This is a genomic window from Blautia sp. HCN-20427, assembly GCF_037890365.1.
Classification (GTDB): Bacteria; Bacillota; Clostridia; order Lachnospirales; family Lachnospiraceae; genus Blautia.
In genome coordinates this window covers 52,473-69,307 of sequence record NZ_JBBKBX010000007.1, presented here as the reverse complement: position 1 = coordinate 69,307, position 16,835 = coordinate 52,473, and the positions used below count along the sequence as shown (strand labels likewise).

Annotated in this window: 11 protein-coding genes; 7 read left to right on the top strand and 4 right to left on the bottom strand. The window is 42.9% G+C overall.

Annotated features, from left to right (window positions below; all coding sequences use genetic code 11):
• Nucleotides 1–6: 6 nt before the first annotated feature.
• Nucleotides 7–1,077 carry a mannonate dehydratase gene (uxuA, locus tag WKT17_RS06090; protein WP_173747655.1) on the bottom strand — a complete coding sequence of 357 codons (1,071 nt, stop codon included), beginning with the start codon at nucleotides 1,075–1,077 and terminating at the stop codon, nucleotides 7–9.
• A gap of 152 nt (nucleotides 1,078–1,229) precedes the next feature.
• On the opposite strand from uxuA, the gene WKT17_RS06085 reads away from it, so the two are divergent.
• Complete coding sequence (locus WKT17_RS06085) at nucleotides 1,230–2,126, top strand: helix-turn-helix domain-containing protein (protein WP_173747653.1); 897 nt, start codon at nucleotides 1,230–1,232, stop codon at nucleotides 2,124–2,126.
• A gap of 34 nt (nucleotides 2,127–2,160) precedes the next feature.
• Here WKT17_RS06085 and WKT17_RS06080 read toward each other — a convergent pair whose 3' ends face one another.
• A complete protein-coding gene (locus tag WKT17_RS06080; RefSeq protein WP_173747651.1) occupies nucleotides 2,161–3,792 on the bottom strand; it encodes an ABC-F family ATP-binding cassette domain-containing protein in 1,632 nt (543 codons plus the stop codon).
• 174 nt (nucleotides 3,793–3,966) lie between these two features.
• Between WKT17_RS06080 and WKT17_RS06075 the strand changes: the two genes are divergently transcribed.
• Nucleotides 3,967–4,386 carry an RrF2 family transcriptional regulator gene (locus tag WKT17_RS06075; RefSeq protein ID WP_173747649.1) on the top strand — a complete coding sequence of 140 codons (420 nt, stop codon included), beginning with the start codon at nucleotides 3,967–3,969 and terminating at the stop codon, nucleotides 4,384–4,386.
• Between the two features lie 163 nt (nucleotides 4,387–4,549).
• The gene (nifJ, locus tag WKT17_RS06070; RefSeq protein WP_302702842.1) at nucleotides 4,550–8,089 is read left to right on the top strand and encodes a pyruvate:ferredoxin (flavodoxin) oxidoreductase; all 3,540 of its coding nucleotides are present in this window, start codon (nucleotides 4,550–4,552) and stop codon (nucleotides 8,087–8,089) included.
• A gap of 100 nt (nucleotides 8,090–8,189) precedes the next feature.
• Here the strand turns inward: nifJ and WKT17_RS06065 are convergent, their stop codons facing one another.
• Nucleotides 8,190–9,482 carry a hemolysin family protein gene (locus tag WKT17_RS06065; protein WP_173747645.1) on the bottom strand — a complete coding sequence of 431 codons (1,293 nt, stop codon included), beginning with the start codon at nucleotides 9,480–9,482 and terminating at the stop codon, nucleotides 8,190–8,192.
• A gap of 370 nt (nucleotides 9,483–9,852) precedes the next feature.
• On the opposite strand from WKT17_RS06065, the gene WKT17_RS06060 reads away from it, so the two are divergent.
• From WKT17_RS06060 to recO, 4 genes are all read left to right on the top strand, one after another.
• Nucleotides 9,853–10,494: a phosphoribosyltransferase gene (locus WKT17_RS06060; protein ID WP_173748001.1), complete on the top strand. Its 642-nt coding sequence runs from the start codon at nucleotides 9,853–9,855 to the stop codon at nucleotides 10,492–10,494.
• A 160-nt stretch (nucleotides 10,495–10,654) separates the two neighbouring features.
• Nucleotides 10,655–13,573, top strand: a complete 2,919-nt coding sequence (locus tag WKT17_RS06055) for an insulinase family protein (RefSeq protein WP_173747643.1) — start codon at nucleotides 10,655–10,657, stop codon at nucleotides 13,571–13,573.
• A 12-nt stretch (nucleotides 13,574–13,585) separates the two neighbouring features.
• Nucleotides 13,586–14,491, top strand: coding sequence for a GTPase Era (gene era, locus WKT17_RS06050; RefSeq protein WP_294461402.1), 906 nt, complete (start codon nucleotides 13,586–13,588; stop codon nucleotides 14,489–14,491).
• Nucleotides 14,491–15,234: a DNA repair protein RecO gene (gene recO, locus WKT17_RS06045; RefSeq protein ID WP_173747638.1), complete on the top strand. Its 744-nt coding sequence runs from the start codon at nucleotides 14,491–14,493 to the stop codon at nucleotides 15,232–15,234. The genes era and recO overlap by 1 nt, the downstream gene beginning before the upstream one ends.
• Before the next feature lie 77 nt (nucleotides 15,235–15,311).
• Here the strand turns inward: recO and WKT17_RS06040 are convergent, their stop codons facing one another.
• Nucleotides 15,312–16,730, bottom strand: a complete 1,419-nt coding sequence (locus tag WKT17_RS06040; protein ID WP_294461397.1) for an amidophosphoribosyltransferase — start codon at nucleotides 16,728–16,730, stop codon at nucleotides 15,312–15,314.
• Nucleotides 16,731–16,835: the final 105 nt, after the last annotated feature.

The following is a 16,835-nucleotide window of genomic DNA, read 5'->3' as shown; positions in this document are numbered from 1 at the left end:
CCTTTCTTATTTGGATTCTTTGCAGGCTGCTTCCCATAAGCCGCACAGGTAAGCGGCACCAAGAGCGCGGTCATATAAGCCGTATCCGGGCATTGCTTTTTCGCCCCAAATCATACGTCCGTGGTCTGGGCGGATTGGTCCGTCAAAACCTGTGTCATGAAGGGCTTTCATAACTTTGTACATATCAAAGGTTCCGTCCGCGCTTAAGTGAGCGCTTTCTTCGAAGTCACGCATACCATCGTTGAAACGAAGGTTTCTTACATGTGCAAAGTGGATTCTGCCTTTTAACATGTGGATAGTGTCGATTAAATCGTTGTTCAGGTTTGTTCCGTAAGAGCCCATGCAGAAAGTAACACCGTTGTGTTTGTTTGGAACCATGTCCATCATACGTTTCAGTTTTGCCTGAGAAGAGATAATACGAGGCAGTCCGAATACGCTCCAGGATGGGTCATCCGGGTGAATAGCCATGTTGATGTCATATTTGTCACATACCGGCATAATCGCTTCCAGGAAATATTTCAGGTTGTCAAATAATTTGTCTTCGTCAATGTCTTTGTAAAGTTCAAAGAGTTCTTTTACTTTTTCCATACGTTCCGGTTCCCAGCCAGGCATTACGGTTCCGTTCATATTGTCTTTGATGGAATCGAACATGTTGTCTGGGTCCATTTTGTCTACCGTGTCCTGATTGTAAGCAAGAACAGTAGTTCCGTCTTCTCTCATTCTGGCCAGTTCTGTTCTTGTCCAGTCAAATACGGGCATGAAGTTGTAACATACCATATGAATATCTGCTTTTCCGAGATTTTCCAGTGTTTCAATGTAAGCGGCAATGTCTTTATCTCTTTCCGGTGCACCTGTCTTGATAGCATCGCTTACGTTTACACTTTCGATACCTGCAAGGTGAAGCCCTGCATCTTCTACTTCTTTTTTCATTGCCAGAATTTCTTCCAGTGTCCATACTTCTCCAGGCAATTTGTCATAAAGAGTTGTGATGATTCCTTTTACATAGCAGCTCTGCTTAATCTGCTCCAGAGTTACAGTGTCGTGTCCTGTGCCGTACCAGCGCATTGTCATTTCCATAGTCAAGTTCCTCGCTTTCGCATGTATTTTTTATAGTTATTATTATAGATTATCCGAAAAAAATTCCTATTGATAAGATTGTTGTATATATTGTAAAAGTTGCGGTTTTGTATTAAAATAGGTGCATAAAGAAGAGAGGAGTGTGCCTCATTATGAAAAAAAACTATAAGACAGAATTTTTAAAACGCCAATATATGTTGTCCAGAGATTATGAAATCTATTATTACAGCGACAGTCATTTGGGCAATGTGGACAGCCATATACATAAATATTATGAAATGTATTTTTTCCTGGAAGGCAGTGTGTCTATTCTGATTCGCGATAAGCTGTATAGACTGGAGCCGGGAGATGTGGTTATTCTGCCGCCGGGAATTCCCCATAAAGCAGTGATTCACGACCAGGAACATCCTTACAGCCGCTTTGTATTCTGGATTAGTGTGGAATATTATCAGCGTTTGCGGCAGATGTCAGAGGATTATTATTATCTGGTTCAGCGTGCAGCGGAAAAGAAGCAGTATGTGTATCACAACAGCACAGTGGAATTTTCCGGTATCCAGTCTAAAATATTTCATCTGATGGAGGAGATTCATGCAGAGCGCTATGGAAAAGAAGCGCGGATTTTCATCAATATCTGTGATTTGCTTCTCCATTTGAATCGTATGGCCTATGAAAAAAACAACCCGGGGAAAATAAAGGAGGACCAGAACCTTTACCGGAATATTCTGCAGTACATTGACGACCATCTGGAACAGGATTTGTCATTAGAGTATCTGGCCGGAGAGTTTTATGTGAGTAAATATCATATTGCCCATATTTTTAAAGAAAATACAGGAATTTCGATTCACCAGTATATTATGAAAAAACGTCTGGCTGCTTGTCAGGACGCTATTTTGGGAAACATCAGTATCAGCCGGGCCTATCTGATGTTTGGTTTTAAGGATTATTCCAGTTTTTACCGGGCTTTTAAAAAAGAGTTTGGGATTTCGCCAAAAGAATACAAAGACTTGAAAATACAGATAGGAATGAAAGAAGAAAAACTGCCGCATTAAGTTGCTTTTGCTTCATGCGGCAGCTTCGGGAAGTTTAGTTGTCTTCCTCGGTCATAGTGTAAACCTGACGTTTTCTTGCCATTTCATCGCTTGCAAGATATTCGTCGTAAGTGGTAATTTTGTCAATTAATACGCCGTTTGGAAGAATTTCCATAATACGGTTTGCAGTGGTCTGTACAATCTGGTGGTCGTGAGAGGCAAAGAGAATCACACCTGGGAATTTCATCATACCGTTGTTTAAGGCTGTGATGGATTCCATATCCAGATGGTTGGTAGGTTCATCGAAAATCAGAATGTTTGCCCCGGAAATCATCATTTTGGACAACAGACATCTTACCTTTTCCCCACCGGAGAGTACCCGGACTTTTTTCACACCGTCTTCTCCGGGGAAGAGCATACGGCCAAGGAAACCACGGACATAAGTGGCGTCCTTGATTTCAGAATATCCGGTGAGCCAGTCTGCAATGGTTAAATCATTGTCAAATTCTTTGGTGCTGTCTTTTGGGAAATAGGCCTGTGTGGTGGTAACGCCCCATTTGTAAGTACCTTCATCCGGTTCCATTTCTCCCGTTAAAATCTGGAACAGAACAGTTTTGGCGCGTTCATTGCCGCCTACAAAAGCCACTTTATCCTCACGTCCCAGAGTGAAGGTCAGGTTATCCAGAATTTTTACACCGTCAATGGTTTTGGACAGACCTTCTACCATAAGTACTTCGTTTCCGATTTCGCGGTTTGGACGGAAGTCGATATAAGGATATTTACGGCTGGAAGGACGCATGTCGTCTAACTGAATTTTTTCCAGCGCACGTTTTCTGGAAGTTGCCTGCTTGGATTTGGAAGCATTGGCGGAGAAACGGGAAATAAATTCCTGCAGTTCCTTAATTTTTTCCTCTTTCTTACGGTTGGCTTCTTTCATCTGTTTGATGAGAAGCTGGCTGGATTCATACCAGAAATCATAGTTTCCGGCATAAAGCTGGATTTTGCCGTAGTCAATATCGGCAGTATGGGTACAGACTTTGTTTAAGAAATAACGGTCATGAGATACCACGATGACCGTATTTTCAAAGTTAATCAAAAATTCTTCCAGCCATTCGATAGCGTCTAAGTCCAAATGGTTCGTAGGCTCGTCCAGAAGCAGAATGTCAGGGTTTCCAAACAGGGCCTGGGCCAGAAGAACTTTCACCTTTTCACTGCCTTTTAAGTCAGCCATAAGGGCATAGTGCAAATCAGTGTCAATGCCCAGTCCGTTTAAGAGCATAGCGGCGTCAGATTCTGCTTCCCAGCCGTTCATTTCTGCAAATTCGCCTTCCAGTTCACTGGCCCGGATGCCGTCTTCGTCTGTGAAATCTTCTTTTGCGTAAATGGCTTCTTTTTCCTTCATGATGTCATACAGACGCTGATTTCCCATAATAACTGTGTCAAGGACAGTGAAAGCGTCGTATTTGAAGTGGTCCTGCTGCAGGAAGGAGAGACGCTGTCCCGGTGTAATGGTAATATTCCCGTTCGTGGTTTCCAGCTGTCCGGAAAGGATTTTTAAGAATGTGGATTTTCCGGCTCCGTTGGCACCAATAAGACCATAGCAGTTTCCTTCTGTAAATTTAATATTGACATCTTCAAACAGTGCTTTCTTACCGATTCGTAATGTGACATTATTTGCTGCAATCATGTTTTATTCATACCTCACTTAATCAAAAACAATTTTAATGCGTAATCTCTTTTATTTTACCGTAAAACCTGGATTTTGCAAGTGTTTCTTGCGAAAAATACTTGATAAATACAGTACAGATAGTTATAATTACATTTATATTAGGAAGTTAACAACAAAAGAAGGGGAAATATCATGCTGATTACGAGAGAATGTGACTATGGCGTAAGGATTGTCCGTGCCCTGGCAAATGGTGAAAAGATGTGTGTCAACCAGGTATGTGACCAGGAGGGGCTTACACCGGCGTTCGTATATAAAATACTGAAAAAACTGGAAAAAAAGGAAATTGTAAAGTCTTTTCGGGGAAGCAACGGCGGCTATGCGCTGAAGCGGTCCATAGAGGAGCTGACGCTTCTGGATATTTATCTGGCGGTAGAGCCGGACTTTTATATGATAGAATGTATGAATCCCAAGAAGCCCTGTGTACACAATCAGGAGGACTGTGGCTGCAGGGTGCACAGGGAATTGGAAAGAATACAGGGTGTTTTGCTGCGGGAATTGTCTGCAAAATCTATTGCGGAAATTATGGCAGGGGAAGTTTCAGAAGAAAAATAAGCCAAAAGCAGGAGAGGGCATGTTTTTTTGGGAAAACATTTGATTTTCTTATGTTTTACAAATGGACATGCACTTGAAATCGTGCTATAATTTCTTATAGACTTCGTGAGCGAAGTGGAATATTGTTAAAAAAACAACAATTTTCAAGGAGGAAAAAAATCAAATGGCTAGAAAGATGAAAACCATGGATGGTAACCATGCAGCAGCTCATGCTTCATATGCTTATTCAGATGTTGCGGCTATCTATCCGATTACCCCTTCATCCGTAATGGCAGAAGCTACAGATGAGTGGGCAACACAGGGAAGAAAGAACATTTTCGGACAGGAAGTACAGGTTACAGAAATGCAGTCTGAAGCTGGTGCTGCTGGTGCAGTTCACGGCTCTTTGGCAGCAGGTGCCCTGACTACTACATATACAGCATCTCAGGGTCTTCTGTTGATGATTCCAAACCTTTACAAAATCGCTGGTGAGCAGTTACCGGGCGTTATCAACGTATCTGCTCGTGCTTTAGCAAGCCATGCACTGTCTATCTTCGGAGACCACTCTGATGTTTATGCATGCCGTCAGACAGGCTGCGCTATGTTATGTGAATCTTCTGTACAGGAAGTTATGGACTTGACACCGGTTGCTCATTGCTCCGCAATCAAAGGGAAAGTTCCATTCATTAACTTCTTCGACGGATTCCGTACATCTCATGAAATCCAGAAGATTGAAACATGGGATTACGAAGATTTAAAAGACATGGTAGATATGGACGCTGTTGACGCATTCCGTAAACACGCTTTAAATCCAAATCACCCATGCCAGAGAGGTTCTGCTCAGAACCCGGATATCTTCTTCCAGGCAAGAGAAGCATGTAACCCATACTATGATGCATTACCTGCATTAGTACAGGAATACATGGACAAAGTAAACGAAAAAATCGGTACAAACTATAAATTATTCAACTACTACGGTGCTGAAGATGCTGAACACGTAATCATCGCTATGGGTTCTGCTTGTGAAACAATTGAAGAAACCATCGATTACTTAATGGCAGCAGGCAAAAAAGTTGGTCTTGTTACAGTTCGTCTTTACAGACCATTCTGCGCGGAAGCATTAGTAAACGCTATTCCGGATTCTGTAAAACAGATTTCTGTATTAGACAGAACAAAAGAACCAGGTGCTCTTGGTGAACCATTATACTTAGACGTTGTTGCTGCATTAAAAGGCACAAAATTCAACGATACACCAATCTTCAGCGGACGTTACGGATTAGGTTCCAAAGATACAACACCGGCTCAGATTGTTGCTGTATACGAAAACACAACAAAAGAAAAATTCACAATCGGTATTGTGGATGATGTTACAAACTTATCTCTGGAAGTTGGCGCTCCTCTTGTTACTACACCGGAAGGAACTATCAACTGCAAATTCTGGGGATTAGGAGCTGACGGTACTGTTGGTGCGAACAAAAACTCCATCAAGATTATCGGTGACAACACAGATATGTATGCACAGGCATACTTTGATTATGACTCTAAAAAATCCGGTGGTGTTACAATGTCTCACCTTCGTTTTGGTAAGAGCCCAATCAAATCCACATATCTGATTAGACAGGCAAACTTTGTTGCATGTCACAACCCGTCTTATGTGAACAAATACAATATGGTTCAGGAATTAGTGGACGGCGGTACATTCTTATTAAACTGCCCATGGGATATGGAAGGCCTTGAAAAACACTTGCCGGGACAGGTAAAAGCATTTATTGCCAACCACAATATCAAATTCTATGTAATTGACGGTATTAAGATTGGTAAAGAAATCGGACTTGGCGGACGTATCAACACAGTTCTTCAGTCTGCATTCTTCAAACTGGCTAACATCATTCCGGAAGATCATGCTATCGAATTAATGAAAGCTGCTGCAAAAGCAACTTACGGAAGAAAAGGTGACGCTATCGTTCAGATGAACTATGACGCTATCGATGCAGGTGCAAAACAGGTTGTTGAAGTTCAGGTTCCGGAAAGCTGGAAAGACTGCGTTGATGAAGGTCTGTTTATGGCACATGCAGAAGGCGGACGCGGCGACGTTGTTGATTTCGTAAACAACATCCAGGCAAAAGTAAATGCTCAGGAAGGTAATACATTACCTGTATCTGCATTCAAAGATTACGTTGACGGTACTACCCCATCTGGTTCTTCTGCATTTGAAAAACGTGGTATTGCAGTGGATATCCCTGTATGGCAGCCGGAAAACTGTATCCAGTGTAACCGTTGTGCATATGTATGTCCTCATGCTGTTATCCGTCCGGTTGCTATGACTGACGAAGAAGTAGCAGCAGCTCCGGAAGGAATGAGAACATTGCCTATGACAGGTATGGCTGATTACAAATTCGTTATGACTGTATCTGCTTACGACTGTACAGGATGTGGTTCTTGTGCTAATGTCTGCCCAGGTAAGAAGGGTGCAAAAGCGCTTGTTATGGCAAACATGGAAGCAAATGCAGGCGAGCAGAAATTCTTCGATTACGGTGTAACATTACCGGTTAAAGAAGATGTTATCGCTAAATTCAAAGAAAATACAGTAAAAGGTTCTCAGTTCAAACAGCCGTTACTTGAGTTCTCAGGAGCTTGTGCAGGTTGTGGAGAAACACCTTACGCTAAATTAATCACACAGTTATTTGGTGACAGAATGTACATTGCTAACGCAACAGGCTGTTCCTCTATCTGGGGTAACTCCTCACCATCTACACCATACACTGTAAACGCAAAAGGACAGGGTCCTGCATGGTCTAACTCTCTGTTCGAAGATAACGCTGAATTCGGATACGGTATGTTATTAGCTCAGAAAGCTATCCGTGGCGGATTAAAAGAAAAAGTTGAGTCTGTAATGGCTTACGAAGGATCTTCTGAAGAAGTAAAAGCTGCTTGTCAGGAATGGTTAGATACATTCGGAAGCGGAATTACAAACGGTGCAGCTACAGATAAATTAGTTGCAGCATTAGAAGGTGTTGATTGTGACGTATGCAAAGACATCGTTAAGAACAAAGACTTCTTAGCTAAGAAATCCCAGTGGATCTTCGGTGGTGACGGTTGGGCATACGACATCGGTTTTGGTGGCGTTGACCACGTATTAGCTTCCGGACAGGATATCAACGTTATGGTATTCGATACAGAAGTTTACTCCAACACAGGTGGACAGTCTTCTAAATCTACACCGACAGGTGCTATCGCACAGTTCGCAGCAGGCGGTAAAGAAGTGAAGAAGAAAGATATGGCTTCTATCGCTATGAGCTATGGTTATGTATACGTTGCTCAGATTGCTATGGGTGCAGACTTCAACCAGACTGTAAAAGCAATTGCTGAAGCGGAGGCATATCCGGGACCATCTCTGATTATTGCTTACGCTCCATGTATCAACCATGGTATCAAGAAAGGTATGAGCAAAGCTCAGACAGAAGAAGAATTAGCAGTTAAATGTGGATACTGGCACAACTTCCGCTTCAACCCAGCAGCAGAAAACAAATTCTCTCTGGATTCTAAAGCACCAGCAGCAGAAGGATACCAGGAATTCTTAGACGGAGAAGTTCGCTACAATTCTCTGAAACGTTCTAATCCGGAAAAAGCAGCTAGACTGTTTGCTAAGAATGAGTCTGAAGCTAAGGAAAGATACGAATATCTGAACAAACTGGTTACTCTGTACGGAAAAACAGAAGAGTAATTCCATTAACTGAAATGTTATAAATGTGTCCAAACGGTTGAAAGGACTCCCTCCCGCAGGCGACTGCGGGGAGGGAGTCCTTTTTGATAAGAGGAGATATTTACGCCAGCGTGACCGTAGTCTCCCCAATGCAATGATTCTCCACCGTATGTACTTGTATTTTCAGTCCATCAGCCTCACAGGTGAAGCTTTCTCCGCGGTTTGGGATTCGTCCTATAATATCACAGACATACCCGTTATAAGTATCGTAGCGTTCAACAGGCAGCTTGATACCTACGGCTTCTGCTACATCGTCAAGACTGGCGCTGCCCAGAATGTTCCAGGTGTTTTCTGATATCTGTATAATTTCCGGACGCTGCAAATCATCTTCCAGTTCATACAAGTCACCAACCAGAGCCTCAATCAGGTCGTGAAGGGTGATGATTCCAGACATGCCGCCATATTCGTCTATCAGCACGGCAAAATATTTTCTGGATTTCTTCATTTCCTGGAACAGTACGTTTGCCTTAATGTTCTCGGGTACAAACCAGGGAGTATCCAAGGCATGTTTCAGAATATATTCTCTTGTTTTGGTGTTTGTTCTAAAGTAGTCCTTGGTATCCAGAATACCTACGATGTTGTCCGTATTTTCCCGATAGACAGGGTAATAAGTATGACGGCTGTCAAAAATAATAGTTTCCCATGTATTTAAACTGTCTTCGTAATTTAGAGAAAGTACGTCAATTCGATGTGTGCAAATCTGTTCTGCACTGGTGTCATTAAAGTCAAAAACATTCTGAATCATTTCTGTTTCGTCTTTGGCAATGGTACCTTGCTGACTGCCTTCTGAAAGCATCATACGGATTTCCTCTTCGGTTACCTGTTCTTCCGTTTCTTCCGGATTTATGCCGAGCAGTTTTAAAACTACATTGGTAGATACCGTTAAAAGAGATACCAGAGGGGCGGTGATTTTAGAAACCGTATACAGAATCCCCGCCAGGGATAAGGCCAGAGTTTCTGCCTTTTTCATAGCAATTCGTTTCGGTACCAGTTCTCCGAAAACCAGGCTGAAATAAGATAGAACAATGGTAATGACAATAACAGACAGCGAACTTAACACCTGTTCCGAGATGGGCACGCCTGCCTGCAGAAGCGTGTCCACCAGAGGCTGGGCAAAATAGTCCGCTGCAAAGGCACTGCTTAAAAAGCCTGCCAGGGTAATGGCTACCTGAATGGTTGCCAGAAAACGTGCCGGCTGTCGGGTTAGCTTCGTCAGTTTTACAGCCTTCTTGTTTCCCTGTTCTGTGAGCATTTTCAACTTTGTTTCATTCATGGAAATGACTGCAATTTCCGCACTTGCGAAAACAGCATTTAGTAAAATAAGTATTGCTAATAAAAAAAATGAACTAATCATAATGTTCCTCCTGTAAGATAAAATTGTAAAGTTTGTGAAATAAAATGCAAAACGGAACAGCCCCACAGACAGTAATGCTATCTGTGCAGCTGTTCCGTTATCTATTCATAATCTCACATGGAGAGGAAATCAGTGTTTTAATACAATTCGTATCAGGATCGTCGTCCATGAAAATCTTCACTTCCTTTCATTTTTTGATTAAGCAATAAAATAGCACATTACTTCCAGATAGTCAAGAAAAAATATAAAAGAAAAGATTTTTGTTTCTTTTGCATAAAAACCGTGATATAATTAAATTATCAGAAAATTTGAGGGCGAATAGCAGAAAAAAGAGATATTCTGTCAAAAGATGGGAGGGATTTTTATGGATATGGAGGCAAGAATGTTTAAGGCGTATGCAAAAGGGGACGAAAAGATTCAGCTGAAAATTATATCGGGACATTTTATAACGTCCCAGTCCCATATCACTCATTATCTGGATATGACCACGATGAAAACCAGATGTGCGGAGGCGGCCCAAATTGCAAGGCTGCTGTCTGCCAAATATGAGGCGACAACACCGGTAGACAGTATTATTTGTCTGGACGGATTGGAAGTTGTAGGTGCCTTTCTGGCAGAGGAACTGGCCAAAGCCGGTGTTTTATCCATGAATGCGCACAAGACCATTTACATTGTAACACCGGAATTTCATGCCAATGGGCAAATGCTTTTCAGGGATAATACGCAAAACATGGTAAAAAACAGGAATACGGTGATTTTGATGGGTTCCATTACTACGGGGACAACACTGCGGCAGTGTATGGAAACCGTGCTGTATTATGGGGGCAAAATACAGGGAGTCTCCGCAATTTTCAGTGCGGTGAACAAAGTGGCGGGAATTGAAATAAATGCAGTATATGATAAGCAGGACATTCCCGATTATGAATCTTATCCGGCGGAAAAATGCCCCATGTGTCAGCGAAAAGAAAGGATAGATGCCATTGTAAATGGATACGGTTATTCAAAATTGTAAATGAAAACAAAATGCAAAAAGGCGGCCTGGACATCGGCATTTTTGAAATGCGGGTGGCTTTGGCTGCCTTTTCTGATAGGAAAACCCCTATCAAGAAAACATAAATTGTGTTATACTATATGCTATGTATGAAGACAGAAAAGAATACGGAGGAAAGACTATGAGAATCGAGCAGGTTCCGGCTTATGAGCTGGTATTGACGCAGGATATCCCGGATATTCATTCAAAAGGTTATCTGCTGAAACATAAAAAAAGCGGTGCAAGAGTGATGCTTCTGGAAAACGATGATGACAATAAAGTATTTAATATCGCTTTCCGCACCCCGCCTTCCGACAGTACTGGTGTGGCGCATATTTTGGAACACAGTGTATTGTGCGGTTCCGAAAAATACCCGTTAAAAGACCCCTTTGTAGAACTGGTGAAGGGTTCCTTGAATACATTTTTGAACGCCATGACGTATCCGGATAAGACCATGTATCCCATTGCCAGCTGCAATGAACAGGATTTTAAAAACCTGATGCATGTGTATCTGGACGCGGTATTTTTTCCAAATATTTATGAAAAAGAAGAAATTTTCCGTCAGGAAGGCTGGCACTATGAACTGGAAGAGGAAGACGGGCCGATTACGTTAAATGGCGTGGTTTATAATGAAATGAAGGGCGCTTTTTCCTCACCGGAGGACGTGTTGGAAAGAGAAATTTTCAATTCTCTGTTTCCGGATACTCCTTATGGTGTAGAGTCCGGCGGCGACCCGAAATATATTCCTGAGCTGAAGTATTCCGACTTTCTTTCTTTCCATAGCCGCTATTATCACCCGGCCAACAGCTATATTTATCTTTACGGAAACATGGACATGGAAGAGCGGCTGAACTGGATGGACAAGGAATATCTGGGCAAATATGATGAAATTCCCGTACACTCGGAAATTCCCCGGCAAAATCCCTTTGAGGCGGTGCGGGAACTGGAAATGGAATATTCTATTACAGAAAATGAGCCGGAGGAAAATAATTCCTACCTTTCCTACAATGTGGTTGTGGGAGACAGCCTGGATGTGGAAACCTGTACAGCCTTTGAAGTGCTGGATTATACCCTTCTAAGCGCACCCGGGGCGCCTTTAAAGCAGGTGCTTTTAGATAAGGGAATCGGAAAGGATATTATGGGCTCTTATGAAGACGGTATCTATCAGCCCTTCTTTTCCATTGTAGCGAAAAATGCCAGACCTGAGGATAAGGAACGCTTTGTGTCTCTGATTCAGGATACACTGAAAGAGATTGTGAAAAACGGAGTAGACAAAAAGGCCATTGCAGCGGGCATTAATTATATGGAATTCCGTTTCCGTGAGGCGGACTTCTCCTCCTTCCCCAAAGGACTGATGTACGGCATTGACGTGTTTGACAGCTGGTTATATGATGATAACCGGCCTTTTGACCAGGTAATGCGTCTGGATATTTTCGAAAAATTGAAAGCAAAAGCAGATACCGGATACTTTGAAGAACTGATTGAAAAATATCTGTTGGAGAATACCCATGCTTCTATTGTAGTGGTAAATCCCAAAAGAGGACTGGCTGCGGAAACAGACAAAAAGCTGGAAGAAAAGCTGGCGGCTTACAAAGCATCTTTAAGCAAAGAGGAAATCAGCAAAATTGCTGCAGATACCAGACACTTAAAGAAATACCAGGATGAGCCGGAGACAGAGGAAGCCCTTCGTACCATTCCACTGCTGAAAAGAAGCGATATCGGCACAGAAGCGGCAAAGCTATACAATACAGAAAAAAAGGTGGGAGATACCCGGATTCTTCACCACAACCTTTATACTAACGGCATCGGGTATCTGGATTTGCTCTTTGATACAAAACAGGTACCTCAGGATTTGATTCCCTATCTCGGAATTCTGAAATCCGTGCTAGGTTATGTAGATACGGAACATTACAAATACGGAGAACTGTTTAATGAAATCAATGCCAGAAGCGGTGGAATTGCCTTTGGAATTCAGGTATTCGGAGATGCAAAGGACAACCAAAAGACCACACAAGTGATGGGGATTCGGGCGAAAACTTTGTATAAAGATTTACCCTTTGTTTTTGAAATGATAAGAGAAATTCTTTGTACCTCTCATCTGGATGATGAAAAACGGCTTTATGAAATCCTTGCAAAAATGAAATCCAGACTGCAGATGAACCTGGCTTCTGCCGGACACAGCACAGCAGTTATGCGGGCACTTTCCTATTTTTCTGAAAATTCTAATTTCCAGGAAAGAGTAGCAGGCATTGATTTTTACAAATTTGTAGATGAGATGGAAAAGAATTTTCAGGAGAAAAAGCAGGAGATTATTGCAAATCTCAAAGGATTGATGCACTATGTTTTCAGACCGGAAAATCTGTTGGTAAGCTATACGGCAGATGAGGAGGGATATGCATATCTGGAAAAAGAAGTAGAGCAGTTAAAGGGCGTTCTTTATACTTCTGCTGTAAAAACAGGAGCAACAAAAACACAGTTTGAAGTCAAAAACGAGGGCTTCAAAACCTCCGGACAGGTGCAGTATGTAGCAGCGGCCGGCAATTTTGCAGAGGCAGGTTTTGCCTATACAGGCGCCCTTCGGATACTGAAAGTCATGTTAAGTTATGAATATCTCTGGATGAATATCCGCGTGAAGGGCGGTGCGTATGGCTGTATGAGTTCTTTCAGACGAAACGGAGACGGATTTTTGGTATCTTACCGCGACCCGAACCTTACGAAAACACTGGCAGTGTTTAAAAAGACAGGAGATTTTATCCGCTCTTTTGATGCAGATGAAAGAGAAATGACAAAATACATTATCGGAACAATCAGCGAAATCGACACACCTCTGACTCCGTCAGCCAAGGGGAATATGTCTTTAAATGCCTGGTTTTCCAATCTGACGGAAGAGGACTTACAGAAAGAGCGCAGCGAAATTTTAAATGCACAGCCGGAAGATATACGCCGTCTGGCAGGCATTGTAGACGCCATGATGGAACAGAACCGTATCTGTGTCATTGGCAGTGAAGAGAAAATAGAACAGGAGAAAAAGGTGTTTGGCGAGGTCAGACACTTACTGTAAAAAGGAGAATGTATGAACGCAGATTTTAAATCGGGCTTTGCAGCCATTATAGGCAGGCCCAATGTGGGAAAATCCACGTTGATGAATCATTTAATCGGACAGAAGATTGCCATTACATCCAGAAAACCCCAGACCACCAGGAATAAAATTCAAACGGTTTATACAGATGAACGGGGCCAGGTGGTATTTCTGGATACACCGGGAATTCACAAGGCTAAAAACAAACTGGGAGAATATATGGTAAATGTTGCCCAGAGAACTTTTAAAGACGCGGATGTGATTCTGTGGCTGGTAGAGCCAACCAATTTTATCGGTGCAGGAGAGCGGCATATTGCAGAGCAATTGAAGCTGTGTAAGCTTCCGGTGATTCTGGTAATCAATAAAGTGGACACCGTAAAGAAAAGTGAAGTTGCGGGTTTTATTGAATCATACCGCAATATCTGCAGTTTTGCGGAGATTGTACCGGTATCGGCTCTTCGTTCCCAGAACCTGGACACACTTCTGGAATGTATTTTTAAATACCTGCCTTATGGACCGCAGTTTTATGATGAGGACACTGTGACAGACCAGCCGCAAAGACAGATTGTGGCAGAGATGATTCGGGAAAAAGCGCTGCGTACACTGGATGAGGAAATTCCTCACGGAATTGCAGTGACCATTGACCGGATGAAAGAACGCTCTCAGGGAAATCTGGTAGATATTGATGCCACCATTATCTGTGAACGGGATTCTCATAAGGGAATTATCATAGGAAAACAAGGCGCCATGCTGAAAAAAATCGGAAGTGCAGCCCGGTTTGAGATTGAAAAAATGCTGGATATGAAAGTAAATCTGAAACTCTGGGTCAAGGTAAAGAAGGACTGGAGAGACAGTGATTACCTGATTAAGAATTTCGGATACGACAAGAAGGAAATCTGATGAGCGATTTCATTACTGTGACCGGCATGGTACTGTCTTCCATGCCCATTGGAGAATATGACAAAAGACTGGTGATGCTTACGAAGGAGAGAGGGAAAATCACCGTATTTGCCAAGGGGGCCAGAAGACAGAACAGCCCCCTTCTGGCGGTGGCCAATCCCTTTGTTTTTGGCTCGTTCTTTTTGTATGAGGGCAGAACTTCGTATCAGATGCGTTCCGCTTCCGTAATGGAATACTTTTCAGAACTGGCTTCTATACAGCCGGGAGTGTATTATGGCTTTTATTTTCTGGAACTGGCAGAGTATTATTCCAGTGAAAATACGGACGAAAAGCAGATGCTGAACCTGCTGTATGTGACGCTGAAAGCGCTGGTAAAGCAGCAGATGGAGAACGCCCTCATACGCTATGTATTTGAGCTGAAAGCCATGACAATAAACGGGGAATATCCCTCGGTTTTTGCCTGCAGAGACTGCGGAAGTACGGAAAATATCTGTTGGTTTTCTGTAGAACAGTCGGGTGTTTTCTGTGAAAACTGCGGCCAGGCGGAAAAAGGATTGATACATATCAGCCCCTCGGCGCTCTATACTCTGCAGTTTATTATTGCAGCCAAACTGGAAAAACTGTACTCCTTTACCGTGAATAGGGAAGTGCTGGAAGAGGTGGGAAGAGTTATGCGGGCGTACCGGAAACGGTATGTGGAGAAGGAATTTAGGAGTCTGGAGATACTAAAATTGCTGGTGTAGTCTTAGATGCATATGGAAATAAAATTGCCGTACGAAACAATTGTTTAACTATGTATTTCGTACGGCAATTATTTATGCTATTTTTTTCCGTTAAAGCAGTAAGTACATACTTTGCAAGGTTCAATATTAATAGAGGACAGCAAGTCATCCAACCGATGGAAATGCAGGGTAGTAAAGTTTAACTGTCTTCCGATTTCCTCCAGCATTTCTTTATAGTTCTGGGAATCCGGATCGGCGTAGGTATCCAGCACTTCACGGCTGACCGTTTCCCCTTCTCTTGCTGCAATGATTCTTCTGGTAATCAAATCCATTTCGGATTTGGAACGGGAGAAGTTCAGGAACGGACAGCCAAAAAGGAGTGGCGGGCAGGCCGGGCGGATATGAACTTCCTTTGCACCGCTGTTGTACAGAAATTCTGTGGTTTCCCGAAGCTGTGTGCCGCGGACAATGGAGTCATCAATGAGCAGCAGGCTGCGGTTTTTAATTAAAGCTTCCACAGGAATTAGTTTCATCCTGGCAATGAGGTTTCGCTGTTCCTGTCGGGATGGCATAAAGGAACGGGGCCAGGTCGGTGTATATTTTATAAATGGGCGGGAGAACGGAATGCCGGATTCATTGGCGTAGCCGATGGCATGGGCGATACCGGAATCCGGAACGCCTGCAACCAGGTCCGGGTTGACATCATCTCTCTGCGCATCTCTTTGAGCCAGCTTTTTACCGCATTCGTAACGCATATTTTCCACGTTGATGCCTTCATAGGTAGAGGTAGGATATCCGTAATATACCCATAAGAAGGAACAGATTTTCATTTCATTTAATGGCTGGGAAAGAGTTTCCACGCTCTCCGGTGTCAGGAAAACAATTTCTCCGGGACCCAGTTCACGCAACGTTTCATAGCCCAGATTTAAGTAGGCAAAGCTTTCAAAAGAAGCACAGTGTGCGCCGTCCTTTTTCCCGATAATCATTGGAGTACGTCCCATACGGTCTCTGGCTGCATAGATGCCTTCCGGAGTTAAAACCAGAAGTGTCATGGATCCCTGAATCAGTTCCTGGGCATAGCGGATACCGTCCACAATAGTTGCCTGCTGATTAATCAAAGAGGCCACCATTTCCGTAGGGTTAATGCTGCCGCCGCTCATTTCCAGAAAGTGGGTACAGCCATTTTTGTAGGAAATATCTACCAGTTCGTTCATGTTGTTAATTTTACCTACCGTTGTAACGGCAAAACTGCCCAGATGAGACTGCACCAGAAGTGGCTGTGGTTCATTGTCGGAAATACAGCCGATACCGGCAGTTCCTTCCAGTTCGTCCAAATCTCCGTCAAATTTGGTACGGAAGGGAGTGTTTTCGATGTTGTGAATCGAGCGGCTGAAGCCGTTTGGTCCATATACGGCCATACCGCCGCGTTTGGTTCCCAGATGAGAATGATAATCTGTTCCGAAAAATAAATCCAAAGTACAGCTTGACTTAGAAGCTACTCCAAATATTCCACCCATTGTAGTTCTCCTTTTCTTGCATAACAAATTTTAATGTACTTCTTATTATATACTCTGCTTTCGGGATTCGTAAAGTGATTTACCAAAAGTTTTTGACTTCGCAAG

Coding starts and splice junctions, on each gene's coding strand:
- uxuA (WP_173747655.1), bottom strand. CDS start 1,077: ATGGAAATGACAATGCGCTGGTACGGCACAGGACACGACACTGTAACT.
- nifJ (WP_302702842.1), top strand. CDS start 4,550: ATGGCTAGAAAGATGAAAACCATGGATGGTAACCATGCAGCAGCTCAT.
- WKT17_RS06075 (WP_173747649.1), top strand. CDS start 3,967: ATGCTGATTACGAGAGAATGTGACTATGGCGTAAGGATTGTCCGTGCC.
- WKT17_RS06060 (WP_173748001.1), top strand. CDS start 9,853: ATGGAGGCAAGAATGTTTAAGGCGTATGCAAAAGGGGACGAAAAGATT.
- WKT17_RS06080 (WP_173747651.1), bottom strand. CDS start 3,792: ATGATTGCAGCAAATAATGTCACATTACGAATCGGTAAGAAAGCACTG.
- WKT17_RS06065 (WP_173747645.1), bottom strand. CDS start 9,482: ATGATTAGTTCATTTTTTTTATTAGCAATACTTATTTTACTAAATGCT.
- WKT17_RS06040 (WP_294461397.1), bottom strand. CDS start 16,730: ATGGGTGGAATATTTGGAGTAGCTTCTAAGTCAAGCTGTACTTTGGAT.
- WKT17_RS06055 (WP_173747643.1), top strand. CDS start 10,655: ATGAGAATCGAGCAGGTTCCGGCTTATGAGCTGGTATTGACGCAGGAT.
- WKT17_RS06085 (WP_173747653.1), top strand. CDS start 1,230: ATGAAAAAAAACTATAAGACAGAATTTTTAAAACGCCAATATATGTTG.
- recO (WP_173747638.1), top strand. CDS start 14,491: ATGAGCGATTTCATTACTGTGACCGGCATGGTACTGTCTTCCATGCCC.
- era (WP_294461402.1), top strand. CDS start 13,586: ATGAACGCAGATTTTAAATCGGGCTTTGCAGCCATTATAGGCAGGCCC.